Source organism: Streptomyces colwelliae (assembly GCF_048158785.1).
Taxonomy (GTDB): Bacteria; Actinomycetota; Actinomycetes; order Streptomycetales; family Streptomycetaceae; genus Streptomyces.
The window spans coordinates 14,404-29,771 of record NZ_JBLTJC010000109.1 but is presented as its reverse complement, the minus strand read 5'-3'; the positions used below and the strand labels follow the sequence as shown (position 1 = coordinate 29,771).

Genomic DNA, 15,368 nt, shown 5'->3' with positions numbered 1-15,368 from the left:
GCACCCTAAGATGTGTACAAGAGACAGAGCCCGTACGAACCCGCCCCCGAACCGCCCCGCGAACCCTTCCGCTTCCGCGCCTCCGTCGCCCGCCCGGGGGACGCGCTTCTCATGTGCACCGGCGGGCTGGCCGAGCCCCTGCGCGGCGAGCCCGAGCTGTCCGCGCATCTGGCGGGGCGCTGGTCCGGTCCCACTCCGCCCGGTCTCGCCGCGTTCCTCGCCGACACCCAAGTGCGGGTCAAGGGTTATGCCGACGACCGCACGGCCGCCGCCGTTTGGGAGGCGTGAGCGCCCGGGCTGTGAATTCATGGAACCCAGAGGGATCCGCAGGACACCGGAAACCGAAGGGCACGCGAGAACCATGGCCAAGCAGAACGTTGCCGAACAGTTCGTCGACATCCTCGTCCGCGCCGGAGTCAAACGCCTCTACGGCGTCGTCGGCGACAGCCTCAACCCGGTCGTCGACGCGATCCGCCGCAACTCCGCCATCGACTGGATCCACGTACGGCACGAGGAGACCGCCGCCTTCGCCGCCGGCGCCGAAGCGCAGATAACCGGGAAGCTCGCGGCCTGCGCCGGCTCCTGCGGCCCCGGCAACCTGCACCTCATCAACGGCCTCTACGACGCCCACCGCTCCATGGCCCCGGTCCTCGCCCTCGCCTCGCAGATCCCGTCCAGCGAGATCGGCCTCGGGTACTTCCAGGAGACCCACCCCGATCGGCTCTTCCAGGAGTGCAGCCACTACAGCGAACTCATCTCCAACCCGAAGCAGATGCCCCGGCTCCTCCAGACCGCCATCCAGCACGCGGTCGGGCAGAGCGGTGTGAGCGTCGTCTCGCTCCCAGGCGACATCGCCTCTGAGCCCGCCCCGGACAAGGCCGCCGAGACCGCCCTCGTCACCTCCCGCCCCTCCGTCCGCCCCGGCGACGCCGAGATCGAGAAGCTCGTCGAGTTGATCGACGAGGCGGACAAGGTCACCTTGTTCTGCGGCAGCGGCGTCGCCGGCGCGCACGCCGAGGTCATGGAGTTCGCCGAGAAGATCAAGTCCCCGATCGGACACGCCCTGCGCGGCAAGGAATGGATTCAGTACGACAACAAGTTCGATGTCGGGATGAGCGGGCTGCTCGGTTACGGCGCCGCCTACGAGGCCACCCACGAGTGCGACCTGCTGATCCTCATCGGCACCGACTTCCCGTACAACGCCTTCCTTCCCGACGACGTGAAGATCGCCCAGATCGACGTACGGCCCGAACACCTCGGCCGGCGCTCGAAGTTGGACCTCGCGGTGTGGGGCGACGCGAAGGAGACGCTGCGCTGTCTCACCCCGCGGGTGAAGCCGAAGGGGGACCGGAAGTTCCTCGACCGGATGCTCAAGAAGCACGCCGACGCGCTGGAAGGTGTCGTCAAGGCGTACACGCGGAAAGTCGAGAAGCACGTACCGATCCATCCCGAGTACGTGGCCGCCGTCGTCGACGAACTCGCCGACGAGGACGCCGTGTTCACGGTTGATACGGGCATGTGCAATGTGTGGGCCGCCCGCTACATCACGCCCAACGGGCGTCGCCGCATCATCGGTTCGTTCTCGCACGGCTCGATGGCGAACGCGCTGCCGATGGCGATCGGCGCCCAGTTCACCGACACCGAGCGCCAGGTAGTGTCGATGTCCGGCGACGGCGGATTCTCCATGCTGATGGGCGACTTCCTCACCCTCGTCCAGTACGACCTGCCGGTGAAGGTCGTCCTGTTCAACAACTCCTCCCTGGGCATGGTCGAGTTGGAGATGCTGGTCGCCGGACTCCCGTCGTACGGCACCACCAACAAGAACCCCGACTTCGCCGCCGTGGCACGCGCCTGCGGCGCCTACGGTGTGCGGGTCGAGAAGCCCAAGGACCTTGAAGGCGCCCTGAAGGCCGCCTTCAAGCACCACGGCCCGGCCCTCGTCGACGTCGTCACCGACCCCAACGCCCTGTCCATCCCGCCGAAGATCAGCGCCGAGATGGTCACCGGGTTCGCGCTGTCGGCGTCAAAGATCGTGCTGGACGGGGGAGTTGGGCGGATGCTGCAAATGGCCCGGTCCAACATCCGCAACATGCCCCGGCCCTAGACTCGTCCGGCCCTAACTGCCGTACGGTGCCCAGCCGTTCGACGAGTACCAGAGGTGCCGCAGGCCCTTGATGCCGCTCGTGCGGAACGGCTTGCCGTGGTCGTCGACGCGGAGGGTGCCGGTGCGGCCCTGGGAGGACCAGTCGAGTTCGAGGTACCAGCGGCAGTCGCAGGTCTGGGTCCGCGCTGTGACGAGCAGCACCTCCGGGTCCTGCGCGGAGACCCGGTACGGCAGGTGCACCGGCGGGACCGGAGTGCCCAGGGTGCTCCCGGCGACCGGGCGCGCCTGAGGGTGATCGGCGTCCAGATTCACGCCGAAGTAGCGGGGGCTGACCTCGCCGCCGCAGCCCTGGTCCATGGCGTACGCGGTGCCGTGGGCCGGGGCCGCCCGGCCGACGACGTGTACGCGCAGTGCCTCCAGGACGACCGCCGTGGACGTCCGCCCCTGCACCGAGATCTCGACGTTCGTCTCCCGCCCGTGCACCGCGTGCTGTCCCGCCGCCCAGGTCCCGGCGTCCTCCGCGGCCGGGGGCCGTGGAACCTGGGCGGGTGACTTGTCGACGACGTAGTCATGGCTGCAATCGAGGGCCCACACCTGGGAGTTGGCGGTCCAGGCGAGGGGAGCGGGGAGGGCGGAAGGGGTGGCCTTCGCCGTGGCGCCGGTCTTCGCCTGTGCCATGGCGCCGGTCTTCGTCTTGGCCGTGTCGTGGGTGGACACCGCCGACAGGGTGCCCCACACCGCGAGCACCGTGCACAGCGCGGCGGCGGTGAGCGGGAGCCGCCGTCGGTACCAGGGGCTGGGGGTCGGTGCGGGTGCCTCGTCCGTTTCCGCTGCTTCCGCGACCGGACTTTCCGGCGGCGGCTCGGCGACCCGGGGCCGCTGCCGCGCCGCCACCGCCAGGATCCAGTACCGGTGCAGCTCCAGCCGCTCCTCCGGTGCCGCCCCGCACAGCGCCGCGAACCGTTCGACGGGCGCGAAGTCGAGGGGGACCGCCTCGCCGACGCAGTAGCGGTGCAGGGTCGACGCGTTCATGTTCAGACGGCGGGCCAGCTGGCCGTAGCTGCGGTCCGTGCGTGCCTTCAGGCGCCGTAGCAGCGCCGCGAACTCCTCGACGTCCTTGTCGTTGGCCTCGCCCGACACCCTTGCTCCCGTGCGTGTCGCGTCCCAGGACGGCATCCCAGGGACTCCCTATATCAGGAGGTCAGACGGGGTGGGACGGTTCCACCGTTGCGGGGTCGGTGTCGGTCATTGCGGTCGCCGCCGCCGTACGCCGAAGCTCGGTCCGACCACAGCACGGCACCGACCCGAACGGGGAAACACACGTGAACAGCAAGAAGGCCACGCGCCGCACCGCCCTCGCCGCCGGCCTCGCCCTCGCCCTCGGGCTGGGTGTGGCGGCCCAGGCCTCCGCCGGCGCCCCGCGCACCGTGAGCGGCTCACCGGACGACAACATCACCCGCATCGCCGACTTCTACGGCGCCTACATCGACGCCGAGAGCGATCTGGACAGCGGCGGCAAGCTGGCCACGGAGCTGCGCAGCTACTACCTCACCCCCGCCTACCTGAAGGAGCTCAAGGCCTGGGAGGCGAAGAACCACGCGGACGGCGTCCTCCAGGCGCAGAACATCCCGATGAGCTGGAAGGTCACCGACAACGGCACCGCCGACTACACCGAGGCCGCCATCACCCTCACCTGGGGCGGCGGCGACACCACGAAGCTGGTCGTCGACATGACCCGCACCACCCACAAGATCTTCCACATCGGCACGAAGGGGATCGGCGGCAAGTAGGCACCGTAGAGGGGTCGTTCGCGGTTCCTGAACGGCTGATTCCGGCCAGTTTCGCGGAGCGTGGGCCTCGGGGGAGGTCCGGGGGGACCAACCGCCCCACGCCTTCGCGGACTACGGCCGGATCGGCAGCCCAGTATCGGCAGTCGGTTCGATCGCCCGTGGTCAGGACGTCACGGGGTGTCTGGTCCCGGCGCCGGGAGCCACGGCACCCCGGAGGGGAACGTCCCGACCGCCCCACCCGCGCCGCATGCTCCGTACGGTGGCCGTTCGACCGTACGGACAGCATCGCCCCCGGAACCTCCGCCCCGCCGGACCCGGCGCAACTGTGGCCGAACACCCGGTCGTTGGCGATTCGACATGACTGCCCCCTTCCCGACGAGGGCATGGATCCCCGTGAACGTGTTCGAGCAGGAGGGAACCGGAAACCGGCGTGCAGGCGGGGGTCATGAAAAGGCAAGCACGAGGGGGCGGTCCCATGGCGATCGGGGCCTCCTCGGCGAAAGCGGCGGAGGACAAGGCCGACAGCGCCATGGAACCGGCGCAGCCGCCTCAACTGAGGCGCAGACTCGGACGCGCGGACCTGCGGGCGGTGCCCGAGGCGCGCAGAGCGTTGCGTGAACTGCTACGGCACTGGGGGAGGCCGGGACGATCGGAGATAGCGGAGCTGCTCACGAGTGAACTCGTCACCAACGCGCTGATCCACACCGACCACGACGCCGTGCTCACGGCGACCGTCGGACCCCGTGGACTGCGCGTGGAGGTACGGGACTTCGTGGCCCGCAGGCCCCGACTGCGCGTACCGGACGCCGACGACGGTACGCACGGGCGGGGCCTGTTCCTGGTGCAGTCCCTCGCGGACGCCTGGGGAGTGTCCGGCCACGGGGTGGGCAAGTCCGTCTGGTTCGAGCTGGATTCGGACGCGGCATGAGCGGAGGAACGGGCCTGGCATGAGCAACGGGACGGGGGCGGCGTCCAGTTGGACTCCGCCCCCGTCCCGTTGTCGCCCGGTCCCGGATTAGGTACTCAGCCCTTGGCTCAGCCGAACTGCTGCTCCAGGTCCTTGAGCTTGCGCTCCAGGGAGTCGAGGCGCGGCAGGGCCATCGTGTCGTCCTCGGCGGTGAGGTCGACGGTTATCGGGTCAGATGCCCCGCGGACTGGCTGGAGTGAGGGACGCGTGCGAACCGGCAGCTGTTCCGGCGTCGATAGAGCAGGCTCCGCGGATGCTTGTCCGGAACCGCGCTCCAGGGCCTGCGGCTCCGACGAGCGGCCGCCGCCCCGGCCGATGAAGCCGCGCTGGCCCCGGCTTATGGCCTTGAGCTGGGCCCGCTCGATCCGCTGCTGGTCGCGCCGGCGCAGTCGGGTCTCCTCCTTCTTCGCCTTGTCCTCGCGCACCTCGTCGACCGCCTCGTCCAGGCTGCGCACGTTCTCCAGGAGCATCAGCGACCAGGCGCTGTAGGTCTCCCTCGGGGCCCGCAGCCAGCGGACGATACGGATCTGCGGCAGCGGACGCGGCACCAGACCCTGCTCGCGCAGCGCGGCCCGTCGGGTCTGCTTCAGCGCGCGGTCGAAGAGGACCGCGGCCGACAGCGACATGCCGGAGAAGAACTGCGGAGCGCCCGCGTGGTCGACACCCCTGGGCGCGTGCACCCAGTTGAACCAGGCGGCCGCGGCCGCGAACGTCCACACGAGTATCCGGGAGCCGAGAGCCGCGTCACCGTGGCTGGCCTCGCGGACCGCGAGGACGGAGCAGAACATGGCCGCGCCGTCGAGGCCGAACGGGACGAGGTACTCCCAGCCGTCGGTGAGGCCGAGGTTCTCCTGGCCGAAGCCGACCAGTCCGTGGAAGGAGAGTGCCGCGGCGACCGCCGCACAGCAGAACAGAAGGACGTAGGAGGCGATGCCGTATATGGCTTCCTTGCGCCTGCGGCGCTCCTCCGTGCGCTCCCACGAGTCGTCTTTCGCGTGCTCCCCGCCGGACCGCTTGCTCCGCGCGAGCACCGCAACCGCCGCCAGCATGCCCAGGAGCAGTACGGCGCCGGGAAGCAGCCAGTTAAGCGATATGTCGGTCAGTCTCATCTGGGGTCCCTTGCATTGGGATAGGGCGTAACGCCCGCCATAGTGGCCCAATCCCAACGGCCCTCAGGCGTTTTCGGGGCAAGAGGCCGCCAAGGAGGTGCAAGGGGATGCCCAGGGCGGCTTTCTGCTCGAACTGCCGCTTGAGGGGCGGGAGTTGAGTTCGAATAAGACTACCCGTACGGGTGGTTCCACGGAAAGTTCCTGCGACAAGTGAGGAAGTTGTGAATCACCTGTAACCGGGCGGACGCCTCGTTCGCGGTTGATCCTAGCGGGCCCCGAGGGAGGCCTGTGACTGAGGGTCCCTCAACTCGCGGCTGTGGCCAGCAGCTTGGTGACCCGCTCGGTCTCGCAGGTGCGCGGACAGGTCGCGCAGGCGTCCTCGGCGTCCAGCGTGTAGTACATACAGCAACTGGCCCGGTCCCGGGTGGACAGTGCCTCGCCGTTCGGTCCGGTCACCTCGCGGAACGCGGCCGAACCGACGTACGGCTTGGTCGCACCCGGCAGCAGCCGCTCCAACTCCCGTACGGCGCGCGGCTGTTCGCCGAAGAGGTCGGCGACGTACCAGATGCCCTCCACGACCTCGTCGGTCGCCATGCCCCACAGGGCGCGGCCCCGCCGCCGCATCCGCGGCCCGAAGCCGGCCAGCACGGGCTCCATGTGCTCGGCGACCGCGGCCCGCACCTCGGCCCGCAGCGCCTCCTCGTCCGCGACCACCCGGGCGCCGGGCAGTGCCGCCGCCGGGTCGCCGGGCAGACAGGCGAAGGAGTCGGTACGGACGGCGAGGCGGCCCATGTCGAAGCCCTCGGCCGTGCGGTCGTAGGAGACGTGGGTCACGGGGAGGCGGGGGACGCGGCGGTGCAGGAACCACGGGACGGTGAAGAGGAGGACCACCGGCCAGGCGTAGCGGTGCAGGCCGAAGGTGGCTATCACGTCCGGGCGGCCCCGCCGGCCGTGGTCGCGCAGGACCTGGGCGTCGTCCCGGGCCAGGAACGCCTCCAGGCCTTCGCCGCCCTCCGCCAGTGCGGCCGCCGACACCCAGCCGCCGCCGGTGGGGGTCGGCTGGGCCGGGGTGAGTTCGGTGATCGCGAGCCCGGGGATGACCTCGGTGAGGCGGGCGTAGGAGTCCGCTACGGCCGAAGAAGGCAGGGGCATGCCGGGACCACCGATTCGCCGTTGGTGTAGAGGTAAGGCTTACCTTACCCAACCCTCCGGTAATTTGAACTAGTCCGATCTGCGCCTAAGGTGCTTGACGGACGAGTAACAAGCAGCCGTAATGACCCCAAGTACCGACACGTCCGGAGGAGGACCCGTGAAGCAGGGCACGCAGGGCTCCGCCGGGACCGGCATTCCTGACGCGCCCGCCCGCGGCTCCCGGGTTCCGCAGCAGCAGCGCGCCGCCGATGTGGGCCGGGACCGGGATCTCGCGGACGGCGCCGGTGCGGTGCGCGGTGAGCACACGCACAGCGAGACGCCCATCCCGCGGCCCCGTCAGGTCCTCCAGCGGCCCTCCGTGCGCGGGCAGATACTGGACGCGCTGCGCACCGCGCTCGTCGGCGGGGAGCTGACCCCCGGCGAGGTCTACTCCGCGCCCGCGCTCGGCGACCGGTTCGGCGTCTCCGCCACCCCCGTGCGCGAGGCCATGCAGCAGCTCGCCACCGAGGGCGCCGTCGAGGTCGTACCGAACCGGGGCTTCCGGGTGATCGAGCGGGGCGCCCGCGAACTCGCCGAACTGGCCGAGATCCGCGCCCTGATCGAGGTGCCGGTGATGCTCCGGCTCGCCCGTACCGTGCCCGCCGCCCGCTGGGCCGACCTGCGCCCGCTGGCCGAGGGGACCGTCCGCGCCGCGTCCTCCGGGTGCCGGGCGACGTACGCCGAGTCCGACCGCGCCTTCCACCGCGCGGTGCTCGCCCTCGCCGGCAACGAACAGCTCGTCCAGATCGCCGAGGACCTGCACCGGCGCGCCCAGTGGCCGCTGGTCGGCGGTCCTGTCACGCGCGGGCGGGCCGACCTGGTCGCGGACGCGGCCGAACACCTCGCACTCCTCGACGCGTTGGCCGCGGGGGAGTGGGACGTCGCGCAGTCACTGGTGCGGGAGCACTTCGCGGGAGCGGCGTGAAACCGAATATGTGACTCCGGTCACGAGCGGGTCCGGGTCCGGCGACCGAGGGCCGCACCGGGAACCCGTCCGGCCGGCGGTGACGTGCCCCACGGAAAGGGACGACCGATCCGCGGGGGAGAACGCCGATGTTTCCGAATCCCGGCCAGCAGGCCGCACAACAGGCCGCACAGCGGGGTGCCGAGCAGTCGGCACGGCAGGCGGCGCAGGACGGGATGCGCGCCGCGCAGGCCGGAGCCCGGCGCGGCCACTCCGGCTCGTCACGCGGCGGCTTCCTGACCTTCCTTCTGCTCGTCGCCGTCGGGGTGTTGGTCGCCCGCGACCCCGAACTCCGGGCATCCGTCCTTCAGTTCGTCCACCACGTCGTGAACGTCGTCCAGAACCGGACCGACGGCTCCTGACCTACGCCGTGGCCGCACCCGGCGCGGGCACCGCCAACTGCCGTGCCAGCCACGTCGGTACGCCCCCGAGCAGCCGGAACAGCCGCCGCGCCTCCTCGCGCAGCCGGGACGCCTCCGGCTCGACCTCCGCGTCCGCGAGCGAGGCGAGCGCCGGTGCCGTACCGACGAGGTAGCCCAACTCCTCCCGGATCCGCAGTGATTCGGCGAAGCCGTGCCGGGCCTCCGCCAACTCCCCGTCCCGCAGGGCCAGTCCGGCCAGATGACGCCAGGTGAACGACAGCAGCAGCGGGTCGGCCTGGTCGGCGGCCCCCGCGTGCGCACGCCGGTACGCGGCCCGCGCGGCCTGCGGCGACCGCGCCAGGTTCTCCGCGACCAGCCCCCGCCGGAAGTCCAGCAGCGCTCGCCCCGCACCGTCCGGCGGGATCAGCGCCGCCGCCCGACCGAGCGCCGCCCGCGCCTCGTCCGCCCGGTCGCGCACCGAGTGCAGGGTGGCCGCGTAGGCGAGGTACCCGCGCTCGCAGGCCGCCGCGCCCCGCTCGTCGTCGCTGTGGGCCAGTGCCTCGGCCGTCCGCAGCGCGTCGTCGGCCTCCTCCCAGCCCTGCTCGGTGTACAGACACCGCTCCACGAGCAGCGCGGTCCGCTGGAGGGCCGGTGCCGCGGTGTCGGGCCGCAGCAGCGCCGCCGCGTCGGCCCAGCAGGCCCGCGAGCGCAGCCGCCACACCGCGGTCTGGAGGGGATCGTCACCAGCGGTCGTTCCGTTACCGGACATGGCGGAATGCGCCACGTTGCCCTCCCCGAGCACACCATTGAGCTGTTGAGTGGTGGCCGCATCTCAGCACGGATCGGGCGGCCCGGCCAAGGGGGTGGGTGAAGGAATTCACAAAGTCGTGGGATCTTCGGGTCAGCTCATCCGCAGTGCCAGGAAGAAATCCAGCTTGTCCTCAAGGCGCGAGAGGTCACGACTCGTCAACTGCTCGATCCTGCCGACCCGGTAACGCAGCGTGTTGACGTGCAGGTGCAGCCGGGTCGCACAGCGCGTCCAGGAGCCGTCGCACTCCAGGAACGCCTCCAGCGTCGGAATCAGCTCCGCGCGGTGCCGGCGGTCGTAGTCGCGCAGCGGGTCGAGCAGCCGCGCGGTGAACGCCCGCCGCACGTCGTCCGGCACGAACGGCAGCAGCAGGACGTGCGAGGCCAGCTCCTGGTGCCCGGCCGCGCACACCCGCCCGGGCCTGGCGGCGGCCACCCGTCTCGCGTGCCGCGCCTCCTCCAGCGCCCCGCGCAGCCCCTCCGCCGAGTGCACCGCCGCACTCACCCCGAGCGTGACCCGCCCGTCGTCGTCGAGCCCCGCCGACAGCGGATCCCGTACGGCCTCCAGGAGCACGTCCGCGTGGATGCCGGACTCGGAGCCGTCGTGCTCCGCCGACACCGCGGGCAGCGGTACGAGCGCGATCGCCTCGTCGCCCGTGTGGGCCACGGCGATCCGGTCGGAGGGCTCGGTGCCGGTCGTCAGCGGGTCGACCAGGATCTCCTCCAGCAACGACTGGGCGACCGGGCCGGTCTCGATGTCGGCGCCGTCCCACTCGACCCGGCCCACGACCACCTGCCAGTGCGGGGCCGAGCCGAGCCCGGGCAGCAGGACGGGAGCGGCGACCCGTAGGCGCGCGGCGATCTCGGCCGGTGCGGCACCCGCCTGGACCAGCTCCAGGACCTCCTGCGCGAGCCGTCTGCGGACCGTGCGCGCCGCGTCCCGCCGGTCCCGCTCGACCGCGATCAGCTGCGTCACGCCCTGCAACAGGTCGAGGCGCTCGTCGGGCCAGTCCCCGGCGTCCGCCTCGACCGCGAGCAGCCAGTCCGACAGCACCGTCTCGCGCACGTCCCGCGAGCCCTGCGCGGAGCGCCCGCCGCCACGGATCGGGAAGAGGGAGTACGTCGAGGAGCCCAGCGCCAGCCGGTGCGGTCCCCGGCGGCCCGTGCGGGCGGCGGTCAGCTGCTCGGCGGCCAGCTTCGCGCACACGTCGGCGGGCAGCGCGGGCCCCGACACCTTCGAACCCGCGATGAGCCGCCCGGTCGGCGACAGCACCCACGCCCGCAGATCCAGGTCGGAGCCCAGCAGATCCAGGACCACGTCCGGGCCGCCGCCTGCGGGGCCCGAGGTCATCATCCGGCGGTGCCGGTCCACCACGGCCGCGAGATCACCGGCCCGCTCGCCGGACACCTGCCGTACGACGTGCTCGGTGATCGTCGCGAACGCCACCGACTCGTTGACCGCGAACAGCGGCAGCCGGTGCCGGGCGCAAGCGGCTACGAGGTCGTCCGGGACGGCCCCCAGCTCGGCCTCGCCGGCGGCCAGCGCGGCCACCCCGGCGGTCACCAGGAGTCGTACGAACGGCTCGGTGTCGGAGGCGTCGCGGCGCCAGGCGAGACCGGTCAGGACCAGCTCGCCGCCGGAGAGGTAGCGGCTGGGGTCGCGCAGGTCGGTGGTCATCACCCCGCGGACCGTGCGGTCCAGCTCGTCCGCGCCGCCGAGCAGCCGCAGCCCCAGCGCATCGGTGTCCAGAAGTGCGCGCAGCCGCATCGCCGTCGCCGCCGTTCTTTGTCTAGAAAACTACGATGAACCAAGAGGTGCTGTGGGTGCAGGGCCGTGCGGGGCTGTTTCCCACGTTTCCACAGGGAATCGGAGGGGTTACTGATGGCCTCCGTTCATATGAATCTACAAGATGCCCGTGCTGGCCAGCCAACTCCTTCATGGTTTCCGTGACTGACCCGCTCCGCTCACGGCGCTGTGTACTGACCTCACGCTGCATTAACAGCGCATGAACGAGCCGGACCCGCCGCACACGAACTGGCTTGATCCGTACGACCCACGAGACGAAGAAGAGAGCCGGTCATGGACTTCCTTCGCCCCGCCAGCTGGGAGGAGGCGCTCGCCGCGAAGGCCGAGCACCCCACCGCTGTGCCCATCGCGGGCGGCACCGACGTGATGGTCGAGATCAACTTCGACCACCGCCGGCCCGAGTACCTCCTCGACCTGAACCGCGTCGGCGATCTCTACGAGTGGGAGGTCGGCGCCGACAGCGTGCGGCTCGGGGCCTCGGTCCCGTACACCCGGATCATGGAGAACCTGCGCGGCGAGCTGCCGGGCCTCTCCCTCGCCTCGCACACGGTCGCCTCCCCGCAGATCCGCAACCGCGGCGGCGTCGGCGGCAACCTCGGCACCGCCTCCCCGGCCGGCGACGCCCACCCCGCGCTCCTCGCGGCCGGCGCCGAGGTCGAGGCCGAGTCGGTGCGCGGCACCCGGCTCATCCCGATCGACGAGTTCTACACCGGCGTGAAGCGCAACGCGCTCGCGCCCGACGAGCTGATCAGGGCCGTCCACATCAAGAAGGCGGACGGCCCGCAGCAGTACTCCAAGGTGGGCACCCGCAACGCGATGGTCATCGCCGTCTGCGCCTTCGGCCTCGCCCTGCACCCCTCCACCCGCACGGTCCGCACCGGCATCGGTTCGGCCGCGCCGACCCCCGTACGGGCGAAGGCCGCCGAGGAATTCCTGAACGCGGCGCTCGACGAGGGCGGCTTCTGGGAGAACGGCAAGATCATCACCCCGTCGGTCGCCAAGCAGTTCGCGGACCTGTGCTCCGCCGCCTGCAACCCGATCGACGACGTCCGGGGCACCGCGAGCTACCGCCGGCACGCGGTCGGCATCATGGCCCGCCGCACCCTGACCTGGACCTGGGAGTCCTATCGCGGCACCGCCGCCCGCACGGAGGGAGTCGCCTGATGCGCGTCAATTTCACGGTCAACGGCCGCCCGCAGGAAGCGGACGACGTGTGGGAGGGCGAGAGCCTCTTGTACGTCCTGCGTGAGCGGATGGGGCTGCCCGGCTCCAAGAATGCCTGCGAGCAGGGCGAGTGCGGCTCCTGCACGGTCCGGCTGGATGGCATTCCGGTGTGTTCGTGTCTCGTCGCCGCCGGTCAGGTCGAGGGCCGCGAGGTCGTCACGGTCGAGGGGCTCGCGGACTACGCCAAGCAGCGCGCGGAGCACGGGAGTTGCGCAACGGGAGCCTGCGGTACGTCAGTTGACGAGGCCAAGGGCTGGCAGGCGAAACCGCTCGACTCGCAGACCGGCGAGGGCACCCAACTCGCCCCCATCCAGCAGGCGTTCATCGACGCCGGCGCCGTCCAGTGCGGCTTCTGCACCCCCGGACTCCTCGTCGCCGCCGACGAGATGCTGGAGCACAACCCGACCCCGACCGACGCGGACATCCGCGAGGCGCTCTCGGGCAACCTGTGCCGCTGCACCGGCTACGAGAAGATCATGGACGCGGTACGCCTGGCAGCCGCCCGGCAGGGAGAGGCGGTCTGACATGTCTGGCATCTCCGCAAAAGGCGCCCCCATCGGCACTCCCACCAAGGTCACCCAGGGCTCCAAGACCAAGGGCGGCATCGGCGAGTCCACGCTCCGCCCGGACGGCACCCTCAAGGTCACCGGCGAGTTCGCGTACTCGTCCGACATGTGGCACGAGGACATGCTCTGGGGCCAGATCCTGCGCTCCACGGTCGCGCACGCCGAGATCGTCTCCATCGACACGGTCGAGGCGCTGAAGACCCCGGGCGTCTACGCCGTCATGACCTACGACGACCTGCCGACCGACGTGAAGAACTACGGCCTGGAGATCCAGGACACCCCGGTTCTCGCGCACGGCAAGGTCCGCCATCACGGCGAGCCGGTCGCGATCGTCGCCGCCGACCACCCGGAGACGGCGCGCCGCGCCGCCGCGAAGATCAAGGTCGAGTACCGCGAACTCCCGGTCATCACCGACGAGTTGTCCGCGACCGCGCCGGACGCGATCCTCATCCACGAGGGCCGTGACGACCACCACATCGGCCACGTCCCGCACCCGAACATCGTGCACCGTCAGCCGATCGTCCGGGGTGACGTGGCGGCCGCCCGGGAGCGCGCCGACTTCATCGTCGAGGGCGAGTACACCTTCGGCATGCAGGACCAGGCGTTCCTCGGCCCGGAGTCCGGTCTCGCCGTACCCGCCGAGGACGGCGGTGTCGACCTCTACATCGCCACCCAGTGGCTGCACTCCGACCTGCGCCAGATCGCGCCCGTGCTCGGCCTGCCCGAGGACAAGGTCCGCATGACGCTCTCCGGCGTCGGCGGCGCCTTCGGCGGTCGCGAGGACCTGTCGATGCAGATCCACGCCTGCCTGCTCGCGCTGCGCACCGGCAAGCCCGTGAAGATCGTCTACAACCGCTTCGAGTCCTTCTTCGGCCACGTCCACCGCCACCCCGCCAAGCTCCACTACGAGCACGGCGCCACGAAGGACGGCAAGCTCACCCACCTCAAGGCCCGCATCGTCCTGGACGGCGGCGCCTACGCGTCCGCCTCCCCGGCGGTCGTAGGAAACGCCTCCTCGCTCGGCGCCGGACCGTACGTGATCGACGACGTCGACATCGAGGCCATCGCCCTCTACACCAACAACCCGCCCTGCGGCGCGATGCGCGGCTTCGGCGCGGTCCAGGCGTGCTTCGCCTACGAGGCCCAGATGGACAAGCTCGCCGACAAGGTGGGCATGGACCGGGTCGCGTTCCGTCAGCTCAACGCGATGGAGCAGGGGACGATCATGCCGACCGGGCAGCCGGTCGACTCCCCGGCCCCGGTCGCCGAACTCCTGCGCCGCGTCAAGGCGATGCCCATGCCGCCCGAGCAGCAGTGGCTCGCGGCCGGAGAGGCCGCCGACGTACGGCAGTTGCCCGGCGGCCTGTCCAACACCACGCACGGCGAAGGCGTCGTACGAGGTGTCGGCTACGCGGTCGGCATCAAGAACGTCGGCTTCTCCGAGGGCTTCGACGACTACTCGACGGCCAAGGTCCGTATGGAGGTTGTCGGCGGCGAGGCGGTGGCCACCGTGCACACCGCGATGGCGGAGGTCGGCCAGGGCGGAGTCACCGTCCACGCGCAGATCGCCCGCACCGAGCTGGGCGTCACCCAGGTGACGATCAACCCGGCGGACACACAGGTGGGTTCGGCGGGTTCGACGTCGGCGTCGCGTCAGACGTACGTCACCGGTGGCGCGGTCAAGAACTCCTGCGAGCTGGTCCGCGAGAAGGTCCTGGAGATGGGCCGCCGCAAGCTCGGCACCTACCACCCGGCCTGGGCCACCGCCGAACTCCTGCTGGAGGGCGGCAAGGTGGTCACCGACGGCGGTGAGGTGCTGGCCGATCTGGTCGACGTCCTCGAAGGCGAGGCCGTGGAGATCGAGGCCGAGTGGCGGCACCGCCCCACCGAGGCCTTCGACCTGCGCACCGGACAGGGCTTCGGGCACGTCCAGTACACGTTCGCCGCGCACCGCGCCGTCGTCGAGGTCGACACCGAACTCGGCCTGGTCAAGGTGATCGAGCTGGCCTGCGCGCAGGACGTAGGCAAGGCCCTCAACCCGCTGTCCGTCATCGGCCAGATCCAGGGCGGTACGACCCAGGGTCTCGGCGTGGCGGTCATGGAGGAGATCATCGTCGACCCGAAGACCGCCAAGGTCAGGAACCCCTCCTTCACGGACTACCTGATCCCCACCATCCTCGACACCCCGACCATTCCGGTCGATGTGCTCGAACTCGCCGACGAGCACGCCCCGTACGGGCTCCGCGGCATCGGCGAGGCCCCCACCCTGTCGTCAACTCCGGCCGTACTAGCGGCCATTCGGAACGCGACGGGACTGGAACTGAACAGGACACCGGTACGCCCGGAGCACCTCACGGGCACATGACCCCACGGGGTCCCAACCGGTGACGTCCTGGGGGGAGTTGATCCCCCAGGACCCCCATTGTTCGTCTCGGGCCGTCCCCCGGGTCGTCCATCCCAAATCCCGCGCGCCGCCG

Annotated in this window: 13 protein-coding genes and 1 pseudogene; 9 read left to right on the top strand and 5 right to left on the bottom strand. The window is 70.9% G+C overall.

Annotation, left to right across the window (positions count from 1 at the left end; translation table 11 throughout):
• Positions 1–27: 27 nt before the first annotated feature.
• A pseudogene (locus tag ACNFOC_RS23155) lies at positions 28–288 on the top strand (protein phosphatase 2C domain-containing protein); the annotation flags it as partial.
• A gap of 73 nt (positions 289–361) precedes the next feature.
• Positions 362–2,104, top strand: a complete 1,743-nt coding sequence (locus ACNFOC_RS23150; protein ID WP_416961015.1) for a pyruvate dehydrogenase — start codon at positions 362–364, stop codon at positions 2,102–2,104.
• A gap of 12 nt (positions 2,105–2,116) precedes the next feature.
• Here the strand turns inward: ACNFOC_RS23150 and ACNFOC_RS23145 are convergent, their stop codons facing one another.
• Entirely contained in the window at positions 2,117–3,280 is a 1,164-nt protein-coding gene (locus tag ACNFOC_RS23145; RefSeq protein WP_416961014.1) for a helix-turn-helix domain-containing protein, read from the bottom strand.
• A 146-nt stretch (positions 3,281–3,426) separates the two neighbouring features.
• Between ACNFOC_RS23145 and ACNFOC_RS23140 the strand changes: the two genes are divergently transcribed.
• Positions 3,427–3,894, top strand: a complete 468-nt coding sequence (locus tag ACNFOC_RS23140; protein WP_416961013.1) for a hypothetical protein — start codon at positions 3,427–3,429, stop codon at positions 3,892–3,894.
• 475 nt (positions 3,895–4,369) lie between these two features.
• Positions 4,370–4,822 carry an ATP-binding protein gene (locus ACNFOC_RS23135; RefSeq protein ID WP_416961012.1) on the top strand — a complete coding sequence of 151 codons (453 nt, stop codon included), beginning with the start codon at positions 4,370–4,372 and terminating at the stop codon, positions 4,820–4,822.
• A gap of 107 nt (positions 4,823–4,929) precedes the next feature.
• On the opposite strand, the gene ACNFOC_RS23130 is transcribed toward ACNFOC_RS23135, so the two are convergent.
• Both ACNFOC_RS23130 and ACNFOC_RS23125 read right to left on the bottom strand, forming a co-directional pair.
• Positions 4,930–5,970, bottom strand: a complete 1,041-nt coding sequence (locus ACNFOC_RS23130; RefSeq protein WP_416961011.1) for a DUF2637 domain-containing protein — start codon at positions 5,968–5,970, stop codon at positions 4,930–4,932.
• A 303-nt stretch (positions 5,971–6,273) separates the two neighbouring features.
• Positions 6,274–7,122, bottom strand: a complete 849-nt coding sequence (locus ACNFOC_RS23125; RefSeq protein ID WP_416961010.1) for a (2Fe-2S)-binding protein — start codon at positions 7,120–7,122, stop codon at positions 6,274–6,276.
• 157 nt (positions 7,123–7,279) lie between these two features.
• On the opposite strand from ACNFOC_RS23125, the gene ACNFOC_RS23120 reads away from it, so the two are divergent.
• Both ACNFOC_RS23120 and ACNFOC_RS23115 read left to right on the top strand, forming a co-directional pair.
• On the top strand, positions 7,280–8,086 hold the full coding sequence (locus ACNFOC_RS23120; RefSeq protein WP_416961009.1) for a GntR family transcriptional regulator: 807 nt from the start codon (positions 7,280–7,282) through the stop codon (positions 8,084–8,086).
• Between the two features lie 128 nt (positions 8,087–8,214).
• Positions 8,215–8,487 (top strand): hypothetical protein, encoded by a 273-nt coding sequence (locus tag ACNFOC_RS23115; protein ID WP_416961008.1) that lies wholly within the window; start codon positions 8,215–8,217, stop codon positions 8,485–8,487.
• Between the two features lies 1 nt (position 8,488).
• Here the strand turns inward: ACNFOC_RS23115 and ACNFOC_RS23110 are convergent, their stop codons facing one another.
• Together ACNFOC_RS23110 and ACNFOC_RS23105 are read right to left on the bottom strand one after the other, a co-directional pair.
• Complete coding sequence (locus tag ACNFOC_RS23110; RefSeq protein ID WP_416961017.1) at positions 8,489–9,256, bottom strand: hypothetical protein; 768 nt, start codon at positions 9,254–9,256, stop codon at positions 8,489–8,491.
• Positions 9,257–9,388: 132 nt separating this feature from the next.
• Positions 9,389–11,062, bottom strand: a complete 1,674-nt coding sequence (locus tag ACNFOC_RS23105; RefSeq protein ID WP_416961007.1) for a PucR family transcriptional regulator — start codon at positions 11,060–11,062, stop codon at positions 9,389–9,391.
• Between the two features lie 312 nt (positions 11,063–11,374).
• Between ACNFOC_RS23105 and ACNFOC_RS23100 the strand changes: the two genes are divergently transcribed.
• Genes ACNFOC_RS23100 through ACNFOC_RS23090 form a run of 3 tightly spaced genes read left to right on the top strand, consistent with a single transcriptional unit; the run spans position 11,375 to position 15,256 of the window.
• A complete protein-coding gene (locus ACNFOC_RS23100) occupies positions 11,375–12,265 on the top strand; it encodes an FAD binding domain-containing protein (protein WP_416961006.1) in 891 nt (296 codons plus the stop codon).
• Positions 12,265–12,849 carry a (2Fe-2S)-binding protein gene (locus ACNFOC_RS23095; RefSeq protein WP_366092689.1) on the top strand — a complete coding sequence of 195 codons (585 nt, stop codon included), beginning with the start codon at positions 12,265–12,267 and terminating at the stop codon, positions 12,847–12,849. The genes ACNFOC_RS23100 and ACNFOC_RS23095 overlap by 1 nt, the downstream gene beginning before the upstream one ends.
• A 1-nt stretch (position 12,850) precedes the next feature.
• A complete protein-coding gene (locus tag ACNFOC_RS23090; protein ID WP_416961005.1) occupies positions 12,851–15,256 on the top strand; it encodes a xanthine dehydrogenase family protein molybdopterin-binding subunit in 2,406 nt (801 codons plus the stop codon).
• The last annotated feature ends 112 nt before the right edge of the window (positions 15,257–15,368 follow it).

What these genes read in the sequence shown, in the direction of transcription:
- ACNFOC_RS23100 (WP_416961006.1), top strand. Translation starts at nt 11,375, where the DNA reads ATGGACTTCCTTCGCCCCGCCAGCTGGGAGGAGGCGCTCGCCGCGAAG.
- ACNFOC_RS23110 (WP_416961017.1), bottom strand. Translation starts at nt 9,256, where the DNA reads ATGTCCGGTAACGGAACGACCGCTGGTGACGATCCCCTCCAGACCGCG.
- ACNFOC_RS23145 (WP_416961014.1), bottom strand. Translation starts at nt 3,280, where the DNA reads ATGCCGTCCTGGGACGCGACACGCACGGGAGCAAGGGTGTCGGGCGAG.
- ACNFOC_RS23150 (WP_416961015.1), top strand. Translation starts at nt 362, where the DNA reads ATGGCCAAGCAGAACGTTGCCGAACAGTTCGTCGACATCCTCGTCCGC.
- ACNFOC_RS23095 (WP_366092689.1), top strand. Translation starts at nt 12,265, where the DNA reads ATGCGCGTCAATTTCACGGTCAACGGCCGCCCGCAGGAAGCGGACGAC.
- ACNFOC_RS23115 (WP_416961008.1), top strand. Translation starts at nt 8,215, where the DNA reads ATGTTTCCGAATCCCGGCCAGCAGGCCGCACAACAGGCCGCACAGCGG.
- ACNFOC_RS23125 (WP_416961010.1), bottom strand. Translation starts at nt 7,122, where the DNA reads ATGCCCCTGCCTTCTTCGGCCGTAGCGGACTCCTACGCCCGCCTCACC.
- ACNFOC_RS23105 (WP_416961007.1), bottom strand. Translation starts at nt 11,062, where the DNA reads ATGCGGCTGCGCGCACTTCTGGACACCGATGCGCTGGGGCTGCGGCTG.
- ACNFOC_RS23090 (WP_416961005.1), top strand. Translation starts at nt 12,851, where the DNA reads ATGTCTGGCATCTCCGCAAAAGGCGCCCCCATCGGCACTCCCACCAAG.
- ACNFOC_RS23135 (WP_416961012.1), top strand. Translation starts at nt 4,370, where the DNA reads ATGGCGATCGGGGCCTCCTCGGCGAAAGCGGCGGAGGACAAGGCCGAC.
- ACNFOC_RS23130 (WP_416961011.1), bottom strand. Translation starts at nt 5,970, where the DNA reads ATGAGACTGACCGACATATCGCTTAACTGGCTGCTTCCCGGCGCCGTA.